This window comes from Marivibrio sp. (assembly GCF_040218065.1).
Lineage (GTDB): Bacteria > Pseudomonadota > Alphaproteobacteria > UBA8366 > Aestuariispiraceae > Marivibrio.
Map to the genome: position 1 here is coordinate 155,660 of NZ_JAVJQE010000010.1, position 14,746 is coordinate 170,405.

General features: G+C 68.5%; 14 protein-coding genes. 8 read left to right on the top strand and 6 right to left on the bottom strand.

Going from position 1 to position 14,746, the window contains the following annotated elements; all coding sequences use genetic code 11:
- Positions 1–12: 12 nt before the first annotated feature.
- The 5 genes from RIB45_RS10750 to RIB45_RS10770 form a co-directional block, all read right to left on the bottom strand.
- Positions 13–1,548, bottom strand: coding sequence for a trimethylamine methyltransferase family protein (locus RIB45_RS10750; RefSeq protein ID WP_350050269.1), 1,536 nt, complete (start codon positions 1,546–1,548; stop codon positions 13–15).
- Between the two features lie 173 nt (positions 1,549–1,721).
- Entirely contained in the window at positions 1,722–2,630 is a 909-nt protein-coding gene (locus tag RIB45_RS10755; protein ID WP_350050270.1) for a DMT family transporter, read from the bottom strand.
- Positions 2,627–3,904 carry a flavin monoamine oxidase family protein gene (locus RIB45_RS10760; protein WP_350050271.1) on the bottom strand — a complete coding sequence of 426 codons (1,278 nt, stop codon included), beginning with the start codon at positions 3,902–3,904 and terminating at the stop codon, positions 2,627–2,629. The genes RIB45_RS10755 and RIB45_RS10760 overlap by 4 nt, the downstream gene beginning before the upstream one ends.
- Before the next feature lie 245 nt (positions 3,905–4,149).
- Positions 4,150–5,193: an NADP-dependent oxidoreductase gene (locus RIB45_RS10765; protein WP_350050272.1), complete on the bottom strand. Its 1,044-nt coding sequence runs from the start codon at positions 5,191–5,193 to the stop codon at positions 4,150–4,152.
- A gap of 170 nt (positions 5,194–5,363) precedes the next feature.
- Positions 5,364–5,552: a DUF1192 domain-containing protein gene (locus RIB45_RS10770; RefSeq protein WP_350050273.1), complete on the bottom strand. Its 189-nt coding sequence runs from the start codon at positions 5,550–5,552 to the stop codon at positions 5,364–5,366.
- 120 nt (positions 5,553–5,672) lie between these two features.
- Here RIB45_RS10770 and RIB45_RS10775 point away from each other — a divergent pair, with 120 nt between their 5' ends.
- Positions 5,673–6,680, top strand: coding sequence for an NAD(P)H-quinone oxidoreductase (locus RIB45_RS10775; RefSeq protein WP_350050274.1), 1,008 nt, complete (start codon positions 5,673–5,675; stop codon positions 6,678–6,680).
- Between the two features lie 15 nt (positions 6,681–6,695).
- Here RIB45_RS10775 and RIB45_RS10780 read toward each other — a convergent pair whose 3' ends face one another.
- Positions 6,696–7,487, bottom strand: coding sequence for a 3-hydroxybutyrate dehydrogenase (locus RIB45_RS10780; RefSeq protein WP_350050275.1), 792 nt, complete (start codon positions 7,485–7,487; stop codon positions 6,696–6,698).
- Between the two features lie 156 nt (positions 7,488–7,643).
- Between RIB45_RS10780 and RIB45_RS10785 the strand changes: the two genes are divergently transcribed.
- The 7 genes from RIB45_RS10785 (at position 7,644) to RIB45_RS10815 (ending at position 14,737) form a co-directional block, all read left to right on the top strand.
- On the top strand, positions 7,644–8,528 hold the full coding sequence (locus RIB45_RS10785) for a nitrilase-related carbon-nitrogen hydrolase (RefSeq protein WP_350050276.1): 885 nt from the start codon (positions 7,644–7,646) through the stop codon (positions 8,526–8,528).
- 22 nt (positions 8,529–8,550) lie between these two features.
- Entirely contained in the window at positions 8,551–8,898 is a 348-nt protein-coding gene (arsC, locus tag RIB45_RS10790) for an arsenate reductase (glutaredoxin) (RefSeq protein ID WP_350050277.1), read from the top strand.
- A gap of 3 nt (positions 8,899–8,901) precedes the next feature.
- A complete protein-coding gene (locus tag RIB45_RS10795; protein WP_350050278.1) occupies positions 8,902–9,705 on the top strand; it encodes an enoyl-CoA hydratase-related protein in 804 nt (267 codons plus the stop codon).
- 325 nt (positions 9,706–10,030) lie between these two features.
- The gene (locus RIB45_RS10800) at positions 10,031–11,704 is read left to right on the top strand and encodes a formate--tetrahydrofolate ligase (RefSeq protein WP_350050279.1); all 1,674 of its coding nucleotides are present in this window, start codon (positions 10,031–10,033) and stop codon (positions 11,702–11,704) included.
- A 440-nt stretch (positions 11,705–12,144) separates the two neighbouring features.
- On the top strand, positions 12,145–13,467 hold the full coding sequence (locus RIB45_RS10805; protein ID WP_350050280.1) for an O-acetylhomoserine aminocarboxypropyltransferase: 1,323 nt from the start codon (positions 12,145–12,147) through the stop codon (positions 13,465–13,467).
- An 8-nt stretch (positions 13,468–13,475) separates the two neighbouring features.
- On the top strand, positions 13,476–14,294 hold the full coding sequence (locus tag RIB45_RS10810) for an alpha/beta fold hydrolase (RefSeq protein WP_350050281.1): 819 nt from the start codon (positions 13,476–13,478) through the stop codon (positions 14,292–14,294).
- A complete protein-coding gene (locus tag RIB45_RS10815; protein ID WP_350050282.1) occupies positions 14,291–14,737 on the top strand; it encodes an acyl-CoA thioesterase in 447 nt (148 codons plus the stop codon). The genes RIB45_RS10810 and RIB45_RS10815 overlap by 4 nt, the downstream gene beginning before the upstream one ends.
- Positions 14,738–14,746: the final 9 nt, after the last annotated feature.

Consider the following 14,746-nt stretch of genomic DNA (forward strand, 5'->3'; position numbering starts at 1 on the left):
CGAGCCCTCCCCCTACGGCTCTTCGCCCTGCAGCGCCTCCTTGCGAAGCGCGATGTAGGCGTCGATCGCCTCCAGCCGGCCCTCGTCCATCTCCGGCGGCTCGTAGTCGGCCAGCACCCTTTGCCAAAGCTCCGTCGCCCGCTCCGTCGCGGTCTTGGCCCCGTCCAGCGCCCAGTTCTCCTGGGTGCGCCAGTCGGAGAGGAAGGGCGCGTAGAACGCCGTCTCGTAACGCGCCATCGTATGCTCGGTTCCGAAGAAATGGCCTCCAGGCGCGACCGATTTGATGGCGTCCAGGCCGATCTCCGAGGCGCTGGCGTCGATCGGCTGAAAGAAGGAGATCACATGCTGCAGGATCTCCGCATCGACGATCAGCTTCTCGAAGCTGGCGACCAGCCCGCCTTCCAGCCAGCCGGCGCCGTGGTAGATAAGATTGCCGTGGCCCATGCAGGCGCCCCACAGGGCCATCATGGTCTCCCAGGTGGATTGCGCGTCGACGGTGTTGGACGCGTTGCAGTCGCTTGTGCGGTACGGCAGGCCGTAGCGGCGGGCCAACTGGCCGCCGGCGAGATTGGCCTTGGCGTTTTCCGGCGTGCCGAAGGCGGGCGCGCCGGTCTTCATGTCGACGTTGGAGGTGAAGCCGCCATAGACCATCGGCGCGCCCGGGCGCGTCAATTGGACGAGCGTCAGGCCGAGCAACGCCTCGGCGTTCTGTTGCGTCAGGGCGGCCGCCAGCGTGACCGGCGTCATCGCCCCCATCAGGGTGAAGGGGGTGATGATCGTCGCCTGGTTGGCGCGCGCGCAGGCCATCAACCCCTCGGTCATCGCGTCGTCCAGCTTGCGCGGGCTGTTCACGTTGATGTTGACGATGACGGACGGGTCGCTCTCCAGCTGTTCGGCCGTCAGTCCGCGCGCGCGGGCGACCAGTTCGATCGCATCCTGCACGCGGCCTGCGCCGATGCCGATCGCATGGAAGATCCGGTCGGTGTAGACGAGGTTTGCGCGCGCGATGTCGAGATGCCGGCTGTTCGCCGGCAGTTCGATCGGCGGGGCCGGCTGCGAGCCCAGGAAATGGATGCAGGGAAAGCTCTGCGCCAGGCTTATCAGCTTGATGTAGTCCGGCAGATTGCCCGCGCGCCGGCCGTTGATCCGGTCGTGCAGGTTGGGGGCGCCGGAGACGAGGCCGAAATGCAGGCGCCCGCCGCCGACCTCCAGCGCGTGCGCCGGCTCGCGCGGGGTAAGGCGGAAGCGGCTCGGCGCCTTCGCGATCTGCTCCATCACCAGCGCGCGGTCGGGACGCACGACGCCGGTCGATCGGTCGACTGTCGCGCCCGCCTTCTCGAACAGGTCCAGGGCGGCGGCGCTCATCACCTCGATCCCGTCCTCCTCGAGGAGGGTGAGGGACGCGTCGTGGATCGCCTCCAGTTGGTCGGCGCTCAGCGGCGCCATCGGGGGGTAGGGATTGTCGACCGGGGCCCAGGGAAGCGGGGTCAGGCCTGGATCGCGGCTTCGGCGCGCGCGTGAGCGACTGCGCCGGTGGCCTTCGGGCATGGGAGCGTCTCCATCCAACAGGCGCCGGTTTTGCGCGCAGCCGCCGGATCGACCAGGCGCGCTGCGCGGACGCGCGCGCCCGGGCCCAAGCGCTGTCGCGTCGTCTCTCAGAATGACGGGTGCGCGCGCCGCGAATGGTCCAGACGCGACGGGAATCGCTCAATTTCGCCGGTTCAACCCGGCTCAGGATGTTTAAGACGGCTTTCCCGCACGGCGATGTAGGTCGCGGCCGCGAAGATCGCCGCGCCGCCGATCCAGGTGAAGAGATCCGGGACCTCTTGGAACAGCACATAGCCGAGAATCGCCGCCCAGATCAGCTTGAAGAAGTCGATCGGCATGACGACGGCCGTCTCCCCGAGCCGCAGGCTTTCCGACAGCGCCCATTGCGCGCCTGCGCCGAACGCGCCGATCCCGACGAGCCAGAGGAGCGCCCCGCCGCTCGGCCATTGCCACACGAACAGCGCGGGAATGAGCGACATCGGCGCCATCATGATCCCCATATAAAGCGTGATCGTCATCGAGCTTTCGGTGCGCGAGAGAACCTTGATGATCAGCAGCGCCACGGCCCAGATCACGGTCGAGATCACGACGTAGAGATGGCCGATATCGAACGACCCCAAGCCCGGCCGGATCACCGTGACCGCGCCCGCGAAGCCGACCGCGATGGCCGCCCAACGCCGCCAGCCGACGCTGTCCTTCAGAAAGATCACGCCGAGCAGCGTGACGAAGATCGGCGCCAGAAAGCTCAACGCCGAGACGTCGGCCAGCGGCGTTATGCTGAGCGCCGTGAAGTAGATCAGCATCGCGACCAGATTGATCGCCGCCCGCGCGCCGAGCAGCCACGGCCGATCGGTGCGCAGCGGCGCCAGCCCCAGTTTCAACAGCAAGGGCAACATCACCAGGACGGCGAAGAAGTTCCGGAAGAAGGCGATCTCGAACGGGTGCAACTCATGGCTCACCTGCCGGATCGCGGCGTGCATGCTGGCGAAGCCGACGGCCGCGCAGAACATCCAGCCCATGCCTTTCAGATTGCCGGCGCGCAGCAGACGCGCGGCCTCGAGGCTGGCGGAATCGTCGCTCATTCAAGGCCCGCGCGCTTGCGCCGCGCGCGCACCTGGCCGACCGCACGCAGCCCGCTCATATAGGCGCCGTGCGCCGAGGCGAAGCGCTCCGGATGGGTGGCCTCGCCGGCCAGGAACAGACGCTCCTGCGCCGGTTCGCGCAGGCGCGGGCGGCGGTGCGCCTCGCCCGGCCTGGCGGCGCTGTAGGCGCCCTGGATATGCGGGTCGCCGGTCCATTGGCTGCAGGTCCAGGCGGCGATTTCGTTCTCGAAGTCGGCGCCGAACGCCTCCTTCAAGGCGTCGCGGAAGACGGCGAAAACGGCCTTCTCGCCGGCCGCGCCCAAGGCCTTCGCCAGATCGCCGGACAGATAGCCGGTAAGCTCCGGGCGCCCGAACTCGTGGATCATGATCCCGATCTGGTCGCCGGCCTTTGTGAACAGGTGGCCCGCGGTCTGATCCGGGATCCCGTCGATCTTCCGGCGCAGCGCGACGCCGATCCGCTCGGCGTGGCCCAACGGACAGGCCTCGATCGCGGCCTCGAGGTCGGCCGGCAGGCCGGGCGCGATCTCGATCGCGCCGGACGCCAGCACGGTGGTGGAGACGGTGAGGATCACGTCCTCGGCTTCGATCGCGCCGTCGGCCGCCGTCTCGACCCGCATCCGCGCGCCGGTCCCGTCGATCTTCGCGACCGGGGTGGAGAGGCGGGCCGGGACGTCGGCGAAGGCGGCCGCGACAAGCGCGCCGTATCCGTCGCATACGGGCCAATTCTCGCCGGTGTCCCGGTTTGCCGCGTAGTCGGCGGTCGACAGACGCTCAGGCGGTACGCCCATCAAGGCGCTGCACCAGCCGCGGAAGATCGGATACCAGGGCGACGACGCGTCCAGCACCGTCGCCCCGGCGACGTCGCGCCCCGCGGCGCCCGCCTCCGCGAATGCGGCGAAGGCGGCGGCGTTGTAGTCGGCGGCCGCGGCGCGCTCGGCCTCCCCCTTGATGTCGCCGCCGACCGCCAGCCAACGCGGCATGCGGCCGGGGTGAACGGTGTTGCGGATCCGCCGGCCGGTCGCCAGCGCGATCGCCGCGAAAGGGTTCTCGCTGGCGTCGTGCAGCCAATGACAGCCGATGTCGAAGGGCCCGCTGGGCAGGCTCGCCGCGTCGGTCAGGGCGCGCCCGCCGATCCGGTCCTTCGCCTCCAACAGAACGACGTCCAGACCGCCCGCTTGCGCCGCCGCCGCGGCCGCCAGGCCGGCGGCCCCCGCGCCGACCACCACCAGATCCGCTTCCCGTTTCCCGCTCACGCACCCTCCGCCGGATTTGTGATCACAATTGGGTGGGGAGGGTAGCGTGCGCGAGGGGGCGTGTCAGGCCCCGGCGCGTTGAAGCAGTTGTTCCTGGCGGGCGCGGGGGTTCGACAGCGTTCCACCGCGCGCCTTGGCCCTGACCAAGGTCAGGGTCCAGGGAAACGGACTCCGCCCGGGGCGGGACGCCCTGGGTCCTGACTTTCGTCAGGACGCGGATAATCCGGACCGGAGCCCTCGCCCTCTCACGCGGTCGGATCCGGGCCCGCCTGCACCAGCTGCTTGCCGAAATTCCGGCTGGTCAGCAGGTTCACGAAGGCCTGGGGCATATGTTTGATCCCATCCAACCGGTCGGTCTTGAACTTCAGACGCCCGTCGGCCGCCATCGCGGCCAGCGCCCGGCGCGCCTCGTCCCAGCGCGCCATATGATCGAAGATCAGGAAGCCTTCCATGCGGGCGCGGGCGACCAGGATGCGGCGCAGGTGCCGTTCGCCCATGTCGGGCTGGTCGAAGGTCCCCGCGTTGGAGACCATGCCGCAGATGACGATCCGCGCCCCCAGCGCCAGATTCTTCATGGCGGCGTCGTGGATCGGGCCGGCGGTGTTGTCGAAGAAGACGTCGATCCCGTCGGGACAGGCCTCTTTCACCGCGTCCGCCAGGTCATCCGCGCGTTCGCGGTAGTTCACGCCGGCGTCGAAGCCGATCTCCTCGCACCAGGCGAGCTTGTCGGCGCTGCTGGCGACGGCGACGGCGCGCGCGCCGGCGTCCTTGGCGATCTGACCGACCACTTGCCCAACCGCGCCCGAGGCCGCGGAGACCAGCACCGTCTCCCCCGGCTTCGCCCGGCCGATGTCCTGCATCGCGAGCCACGCCGTCACCCCAGGCATGCCGAGATAGCTGAGATAGGCGTGGATCGGCCCGAGCGAAGGATCGACCCGGCGCAGGCCGTTCGGACCCGTCGTTTCAGGGTCGAGGACCGCCCATTCGCGCCAGCCGAAACCCATCGTCTCGATCAGATCGCCGGGCTTCCAATCCGGGTGGTCGCTTTCCACGATCTCGGCGACCGCACCGCCGTGCATCACCTCGCCCAATTGCACGCCGGCGGCGTAGTTGGCGGCTTTGGAGATGCGCCCGCGCATATAGGGATCGACCGAGAGATAGATCGCACGGGCCAGCACCTGGCCCGCCCCTGGCGTCGGGCGGGGCGCTTCCTCCAGGCGCCAATTCCCCGCCTCGGGCATGCCGTCGGGGTAGGAATCCAGCACCCAGCTGCGGTTCGTCTCGGTCATTCTCGCTCCTCCGATGATTCAGTGGGTTTGCGCGCGGCGTCGCCTCCGCCGCCAAGATCTCTTGAGGAGTCCCCGCGAAAGCGGGGACCTTCCAATGCACGCACCAACGACGGCGCGCGGGTCGCGAAGGCCTACCGCTTTCGCGGGGGCGCCCAAAGGGGCGAGCCCCCTCAACTCTTAAAAAAGCCCTCCGCCGCGCCGCGGGCGTCGCGCTTGTCGGCGATCTTGGCCTTGGCGCGGTCGATCTCGGTCTGCAGTTCGCCGATATAATCCTCCAGCGCCTCGATCGACATCTGGTCGAGATCGCGCGGGATCAGACCCTGCGGCTTCTTGGGTTGGTCGTCCTCGAAGATCGCCATGGCGCGTCGCCTCCTTAACGTCGCGGGCGGGGCCGCGGCTTGCAGCGCCGGCCCGAGCCTTCTTATATAGCCGCCCGACAGCCAATCAGAAACCGCACCCAGAAACCAGACGAGGACGCCATGGCCGCGACGAACGATCTGCCGCACACAATGCACGCCGTCGAGATCTCCGAGCCGGGCGGACCGGAGGTCCTGAAGCCGACCGAGGCCGCCACGCCGACGCCGAAGCCGGGCGAGGCGCTGATCAAGGTCGCGGCCGCCGGCGTCAATCGGCCCGACTGCATGCAGCGCGCCGGCGCCTACCCGCCCCCGCCGGACGCGAGCCCGCTGCCCGGCCTGGAGGTCGCCGGCGAAGTCGCGGCGCTGGGCGAGGGCGTGCGCGGCCTCGCCGTCGGCGACAAGGTGACGGCGCTAACCCCCGGCGGCGGCTACGCCGAATACTGCACGGCGCCGGCCGGGCACTGCCTGCCGATCCCGGCGGGGTACGACATGGTGCAGGCCGCCGCCTTGCCGGAGAATTTCTTCACCGTCTGGTACAACGTCTTCATGCGCGCGACGCTTACCGCGGGCGAGCGCTTCCTGGTTCACGGCGGCTCCAGCGGCATCGGGCTGACCGCCATCCAGCTCGCCAAGCGCTTCGGCGCCAGCGTCTACACCACCGCCGGCTCGGAAGAGAAGCTCGCCGCCTGCCGCGAGGCCGGCGCCGACCGCGCGATCAACTACAAGAGCGAGGATTGGGCCGCGGTCCTCAAGACCGACACCCAGGGCGAGGGCGTCGACGTGATCCTCGACATGGTCGGCGGGGATTACATCCAGAAAGGGATAGACGCGTTGCGCCGCGACGGGCGCTACTGCTTCATCGCCTTCCTGGGCGGGCCGAAGGCGGAGGTCAATTTCGGCCCCGTGCTCCGCAATCGGCTGTGCGTCATGGGCTCCACCCTGCGCCCCCAGACGATCGCGGAGAAGGAGGCGATCGCGCTCGAGCTGAAGGCCCACGTCTGGCCGCTGATCGAGGCGGGTAAGGTCCGCCCGACGATCCACAAGACCTTCCCGCTGGCGCAAGCGGCGGACGCCCACGCCCTGATGGAGAGCTCGACCCACATCGGCAAGATCATGCTGACGGTGTGAGGCGGACGGCGCCCCTTACTGCGAAGTCCAGCCCCCGTCGGCCACCATCGGCACGCCGGTGATCTGATCGGCGGCCGGCGAGCAGAGGAAGAGCAGGATGCCGGCCAGCTGCTCGGGCGTGGTGAACTTCTTCGAGGGCTGTTTTTCGGACAGGAGCGCGATCGCCTCGTCCTCGACGGAGACGCCTTTCTCCTCGGCCCGCGCGCGGATCTGAGCTTCCACCAGCGGCGTGCGCACCCAGCCCGGATTGATCGCGTTGCAGGTTATCGGCTCCTCCGCCGTCTCGATGGCGGTCGCTTTCGTCAGCCCCATGATGCCGTGCTTGGCCGCGACGTAGGCCGACTTGTTGACGCTGGCGACCAGCCCGTGGGCGGAGGCCGTGTTGACGATGCGCCCCCAGCCCGCTTTGCGCAGGTGCGGCAGCGCCGCCTTGATCGCATGAAAGGCGGCGGAGAGGTTGATCGCGATGATCGCGTCCCACTTCTCCTCCGGAAACGCGTCGATCGGGGCCACATGCTGAATGCCGGCGTTGTTGACCAGAATGTTCAAGCCGCCGAACGCCTCGACCGTTTTGGCGACCGCGTCGCGAATCTCGGCGGGCTTGGACATGTCGGCCGGGTGATAGCCGATCTCCGCGCCTGTCTCGGCGGCGAGATCCGCGCGGATCTTCTCGCACTCGCCCGGGTCGCCCAGACCGTTCAACATCACCGAGCATCCCTCGCCCGCCAGCGCGCGCGCCATGGCGAGACCGATTCCGCTGGTGGAGCCCGTTACCAGCGCCGCCCGGCCTTTGAGACTGTCGCCCATCGTCGTTCGTCCTCTTGTCCTGAATTGGCGTGAAAGCGGCGCAAAGGTCGGGCGCCGGTCCGCTTGCGTCAAGCGCGCGCGGCTGTTTCGCGGCCGCGTCCGATCGGCTATAGCGGGGGCGGCAGTCGTCCCGCCGCATCGAAAGGGTCCCCGGTCATGGCCGTCGCCTCGCGCATCAAGGTCGCCGTCGCCCAGGTCGCCACCGACCTGAACCATGTCGCGCGCAATCTGGAGCGCCACCGCGCTTTCATCGAAGACGCGAAGGCTGAAGGCGCCGCCTTGCTGATGTTCCCGGAACTCTCGCTGACCGGTTATCAGGTGGCCGATCACGCGGTCGACGTGGCGATGGCGAAGGACGATCCGCGGCTTCTCTCGCTCGCCGAAGCGGCGGGCGAGATGACGGTGGTCGTCGGCTTCGTGGAAGAGGGGTACGCCGCCCAGTTCTACAACGCCGCCGCCGTGCTGCGCCGCGGGCGCGTCGACTTCATCCACCGCAAGATCAACCTGCCCTCCTACGGCCGGATGGAGGAGGACAAGTATTTCGCGGAAGGCCGCTATGTCGAGGTCTTCACGCTGGAGCGCCCGTGGGACGCGAGCCTGCTGATCTGCGCGGACCTTTGGAATCCGGGCCTGGTCCATCTCTCGGCGCTGCACGGCGCGACGCTGATGCTCTCGCCGATCGCGTCCGCCAACGAGGTGGTGGGCGGCGATTTCTCCAATCCCGACGGCTGGGACGTGACGCTGCGCTTCTACGCCATGATGTACGGCATGCCGGTCGTGATGGCGAACATCGCGGGCCGCGAGGGCGGCCTGCACTTCTGGGGCGGCAGCCGCATCCTCGACCCGCACGGCAGCCCGTTGGCGCAAGCCAAGGGGGATGAGGAGGTTCTGCTGACCGCCGAGCTCGACTACGACGCCGTGCGCCGCGCGCGCTTCGCCCTGCCGACCGTGCGCGACAGCAATCTCGACCTGATCCACCGCGAGGTCGACCGGCTGGTCAACCGCGTGGGCGTGCCCGTCGGCGTGCGGCGGACGGTGTGAAGAAAACACAGGAGAGACGCCGATGACCGTTCAAATCTATCACAACCCGCGCTGCTCCAAGTCGCGGCAGGCGCTGCAGCTTCTGCAGGAAAAGGGGATCGAGCCGCAGGTGACGCTTTACCTGGAGACGCCGCCCGACGCCGCGACGCTCACCGATCTGATCGGCAAGCTGGGGCTCGCCAGCGCGCGTGAGCTCATGCGCACCAAAGAGAGCGCCTATAAGGACGGCGGCCTCAAGGACGTCGCCGACGAAGGGGCGTTGATCCAGGCGATGGTCGAGCATCCGATCCTGATAGAGCGGCCGATCGTGGTCGCGAACGGCAAGGCGCGCCTGGGGCGGCCGCCCGAAGCGGTGCTGGAGATCGTCTGAGCGATGAGCGAGCCCCGCGTCCTGCATGAGCAGACGGATCACGTCGTCACCCTCACCCTCAACCGGCCGGAGGAGCTGAACGCCTTTTCCGAGCCGGCGATGATCGAGGCCTTCCTCGAGGCGCTGGAGCGCATCCGTTCCGACCGCTCGGCGCGCGCGGTCGTGCTGACCGGCGCCGGCAAGGCCTTTTCCGCCGGCGGGAACGTCAAGCACATGCGCGACAAGACCGACATGTTCGCCGGCTCGGCCGCCGACATCGAGCGCGCTTACGCCGAGGGGATTCACCGCGTGCCGCCGCTGATGGACGCGCTGGAGGTTCCGGTGATCGCGGCCGTCAACGGCGCGGCCTTCGGGGCGGCTTTGGATCTGGTCTGCTTGTGCGACATTCGCCTCGCCGCGCCGGAGGCGAGCTTCGGCGCGCCCTTCGTGCGCATCGGCATCGCGCCGGGCGACGGCGCGGCGTGGTTTCTGGCCCGCGCGGTGGGCGAGCAGGCGGCGGCCGAGATGCTGTTCACCGGCGAGCCGATCGACGCCGAGAAGGCCGCGGCGATCGGCCTCGTCTCCCGCCTCGTCGCGCGCGACCGGCTGCTGGGCGAGGCGCAGGCGCTCGCCGCCAAGATAGCGGCCAACGCGCCGCAGGCGGTGCGGCTCACCAAGCGGCTGCTGCGCGCCCAGCGCTTCCAGTCGCTGCCCGCCCACCTCCAGCAATGCGCCGCCTATCAGGCGATCCTGCACGGCACGGAAGACCACGCCGAGGCGCTGGCCGCCTTCTTCGAGAAACGCCCGGCGGTCTTCCAGGATCGGTAGGACGCCCGCATTCGCAGCGCGCCCCCTTGGGCGGCCCGATCGGACCCGGCCATGCCGGCGTTGTTTGACGGTCGATGAAAAAGACGCGCGCTTCGAGATATCGGCTCTTTCCGTCGCTTCGGCCGCGATGACAATCCGTCCTTCAGAGAATGCGCGTCCCGCCCCGATGTCGTCTTACAGGTAAAACAAGTCGCGGGCGGCAAGTCCGCAAGGCCGCTATGGGCTAGCGTGCGCACGCGATCGGGGGCGGCCCCGGCGACGCGACGGCGCAGTGCAACGGCTTCCGACCCGGCGATCCCGGGCGTTCGGGGGGGAAAGGCGAGAGATGAGCAAATCCGATATCGAAATCGCGCGCGAGGCGACGATGAAGCCGATCACCGAGATTGGCGACAAGATCGGCGTCCCGCGGGAAGAGCTGATGCAGTACGGGCCGAACAAGGCCAAGATCTCCTACGATTTCCTGCAGTCGATTCAGGACCGTAAGAGCGGCAAGCTCGTCCTCGTCACCGCGATCAGCCCGACGCCGGCCGGCGAAGGGAAGACGACCACGACCGTCGGTCTCGGCGACGGCCTGAACCGCATCGGCAATAACGCGATCATCTGCCTGCGCGAGCCCTCGCTCGGCCCCTGCTTCGGGGTGAAGGGCGGCGCGGCGGGCGGCGGCTACGCCCAGGTCGTGCCGATGGAGGACATCAACCTCCACTTCACCGGCGACTTCCACGCCATCGGCACGGCGCACAATCTGCTTTCGGCGCTGATCGACAATCACATCTATTGGGGCAACGAGCTCGGCTTCGACGAGCGCCGGGTCACCTGGCGGCGCGTCCTGGACATGAACGACCGCGCGCTGCGCGACATCGTCTCCTCGCTCGGCGGCGTCGCCAACGGCTTCCCGCGTCAGACCGGATTCGACATCACGGTCGCCTCGGAGGTCATGGCGATCTTCTGCCTCGCGGACGGCCTGAAGGACCTCGAGGCGCGCCTCGGCTCGATCGTCGTCGGCTACACCCGCGACAAGAAGGCGATCTACGCCCGCGACCTGAAGGCCGAGGGGCCGATGACCGTGCTGCTGAAGGACGCGCTGATGCCGAACCTGGTGCAGACGTTGGAGAACAACCCGGCGTTCATTCACGGCGGCCCCTTCGCCAACATCGCACACGGCTGCAACACCGTCTCGGCCACCAAGACGGCGCTGAAGCTCGCCGACTACACGGTGACCGAGGCCGGCTTCGGCGCCGATCTGGGCGCCGAGAAGTTCTTCGACATCAAGTGCCGCAAGGCCGGGATCAGCCCCGACGCGGTGGTGATCGTGGCCACCGTCCGGGCGCTCAAGATGCACGGCGGCGTGCCGAAGGATCAGCTCGGCGAGGAGAATGTCGACGCGGTCAAGAAGGGCCTCGAGAACCTCGGACGCCACATCCGCAACGTCGGCAAGTTCGGCGTGCCGGCCGTGGTCGCCGTCAATAAGTTCATCAAGGACACCGACGCCGAACATCAGGCGATCCAGGAATACGTCACGCAGTACGGCGTCGAGGCGATCGTCTGCGAGCATTGGGGCAAGGGTTCGGAAGGCACTGAAGCGCTGGCGAACAAGGTCGTCGCGCTGGCCGAAGGCGGCGAGGCGCAGTTCCGCACCCTGTATGACGACGGCATGGGCCTGTTCGACAAGATCAACACCATCGCCCGCGAGATCTACGGCGCCGACGAGGCGATCGCGGACAAGAAGGTGCGCGACCAACTGCGCCAGTGGGAGCAGGACGGCTTCGGCGATCTGCCGGTCTGCATGGCAAAGACGCAGTACAGCTTCTCGACCGACCCGACATTGCGCGGCGCGCCCACGGGCCACGCGGTCCCGGTGCGCGAAGTGCGTCTGTCGGCCGGGGCCGGCTTCATCGTCGCCATCTGCGGCGAGATCATGACCATGCCCGGCCTGCCCCGCGTGCCCAGCGCCAACCACATCAAGCTGAACCAGGAGGGCCATATCGAGGGCCTGTTCTAAGCGGCGGCGCCCGCGCGTCGACCCAGGAGAACCCCGGCGCGCCCCGCGCCGGGGTTTTTTCTTGGACGCGGGCGTCGACGTCTTAACCCTTTCTTAGGAAGGGACGTCTTATTCTGCGAGCGTCAATCGAGGCCCGTCGCCCCGACGGGATCTCGCGGACCCCCTCCGCGAGCGATCTCTTTGACCCCCTGTTCAACTTCGAGCCGCCTTCGGGCGGCTCGTTTTTTTCGCCCGCCCGTCCAAGTCGCGGGCCGAAGTCCGTTGACGCCCTATCGGGGCGCCGCTATCGTTCGAGCCGTCAACGCAAGTTGAACAGGGGGAACAGGGAACCGGGGGCGAACTCGGTCCGATGTTCGACAGGGTCGCCGAAGGCGCTGAAAAGCCGCGGCGGCCCTGTTTCGTTTGCCGCCCCTTCGACGTCCCTGGGAGGGTCCGATCCGATGGCGAAGTCGCCGTTCCTCAACTTCGACACCCGCACGTTGCACGCCGGCCAGCAACCCGATCCGACGACGGGCGCGCGCGCCGTGCCGATCTACCAGACGACGTCCTACATGTTCGAGGACGTCGACCACGCCGCCGCCCTGTTCAATCTCGAGCGGCCGGGCCACATCTATTCGCGCATCTCGAACCCGACCGTCGCGGTCTTGGAGGAGCGCATGGCGAGCCTGGAGGGCGGCGTCGGCGCGGTCGCGACGGCCAGCGGCCACGCCGCCGTCTTCCTCGCGGTCGCGACGCTGATGGGACAGGGCGGACACATCGTCGCCAGCCGCGCGCTCTATGGCGGCTCGATCAATCTGTTCCTGCACACGCTGCCGCGGTTCGGCATCACGGCGACGCTGGTCGACCCGCGCAAGCCGGAGGAGTTCGAGGCGGCGATCCGCCCCGAAACCCGCCTCGTCTTTTCGGAGCTGATCGGCAACCCCAATTTGGACATTCTGGATGTCGAGGCGGTGGCGGACGTGGCGCACCGCAACGGCCTGCCGCTGATGATCGACGGCACCTTCAACACGCCTTATCTGTGCCGGCCCTTCGACTACGGCGCCGATCTGATGATGCATTCGCTGACCAAATGGTGCGGCGGGCACGGCATCGTCATGGGCGGGGCGCTGATCGACGCGGGCTCCTTCGACTGGTGGGCCGAGCCCGAGAAGTGGCCGACCCTGACCGAGCCCTACGCCGCCTATCACGGGATCACCTTCGCCGAGGAGTACGGCCCCGCCGGCTTCATCATGCGCGCGCGGGCCGAGGGCGTCCGCGATTTCGGCGCGGTGCTGCCGGCGCAAAGCGCCTTCTACCTTCTGCAAGGGATCGAGACGCTGCCGCTGCGCATGGAGCGCCACGTCGCCAACGCGCAGAAGGCGGCGGAGTTCCTGGCCGGCCATGAGGCGGTGGAGTGGGTGACCTATCCCGGATTGGAGAGCCATCCCGACCACGCGCTGGCGGAAAAGTACCTGCCGAAAGGGCCGGGTTCGATGCTGGCCTTCGGGGTCAAGGGCGGGCGCGCCGCCGGCGCCGCGTTCATCCAGTCGGTCGAGTTGTTCAGCCACCTGGCCAATGTGGGCGACGCCAAGTCGCTGGTCCTCCATCCGGCCTCCACGACGCATCAGCAGATGACCAAGGAGCAGCTGGAGGCGGCGGGTATCGGCGAAGATCTGATTCGCGTCTCCGTCGGGTTGGAGGATCCGGACGACCTGCTGGCCGATCTGGATCAGGCCTTGAGGCGCGCGCTCAAGGCTGGCGCGTCTCCCAAGGCGGCGGAGTGAACGGGTCCATGAAGCTGTCGATCCAAGGATACGAAGTCTTCGCCAACACCGGGGGGCGCGAGTTCGATCCGGCCGCCCCGGTTTGCCTCTTCGTGCACGGCGCCGGCGGCGATCATTCGGTCTGGGGGCTGCAGACCCGCTACATCGCCCATCACGGCGCCGGCGTGGTTGCGATCGACTTGCCCGGCCACGGCCGTACCGGCGGTGAGGCGCTGGGCTCGATCGAGGATCTGGCGGACTTCCTGATCGCCGCGCTCGATGCGCTGGCGCTGCAGCGCCCGGTGCTGATCGGCCATTCGATGGGGGCGCTCGCGTGCCTCGAGGCCGCCTCGCGCCTGGGCGGCCGGCTGGCGGGGCTGGCCTTGTGCGGCGTGGCGGCGAAGATGCCTGTCCACCCGAAGCTGCTGGACGCGGCGCTCAACCAGCGCCGCGCGGCGGCCGAGATGATCGCCAGCTGGGGCCACGGCGGCCCCGCCCATATCGGCGGCAATCCGGCGCACGGGATCTCGGCGGTGCGGAGCGCGATCAAGCTGATCGAACGCACGCCGGCCGCCGTGCTGCACGCCGATCTCGCAGCCTGCGACGCGTATCAGGGCGCGCTGGACGCGGCCGCCAAGGTCGCTTGCCCGACGCAGTTCGTCCTCGGGCGCCTCGACAAGATGACGCCGGCGAAGGCGGCTCAGCCGCTTGTCGAGGCGATCGCAGGGGCCGAGGCGACCATCCTGCCTGCAAGCGGACATATGATGATGGCCGAAGCGCCGAACGAGACGCGCGAGGCCTTGATGCATCTGATGCGGCGCCTGGGCGCCGGGGAGCGAGCGGCGTGAGCGACTTGCGCGACGACAAGATCGGGCGGGGCGACTACCCGCATTTCCTCTCCATCCCGACACGCTGGATGGATCAGGACCCCTACGGCCACGTCAACAACGTGCAGTACTATTCCTACTTCGACACCGTAGTGAACGAGCATCTGATCCGCTTCGCCGGCCTCGATCCCCAGACGACGCAGGAGGTGGGGCTGGTGGTGGAGACACAGTGTCGGTTCCTGAAGGAGATCACCTTTCCGCAGACGGTCGCCGCCGGCGTTCGCGTGGTGAAGCTGGGCGGGCGGTCGATCGTCTACGAGATCGGCTTGTTCCGCGACGAGGAGACGGACGCCGCCGCCGTCGGCCGCTTCGTCCACGTCTATGTCGATCGCGATACCCGCAAGAGCGTCTCCGTGCCCGAGCGCGTGCGCGCGGCGGTCGAGGGGCTGGTCGTGGAGGGGTGAGGGGCGGCG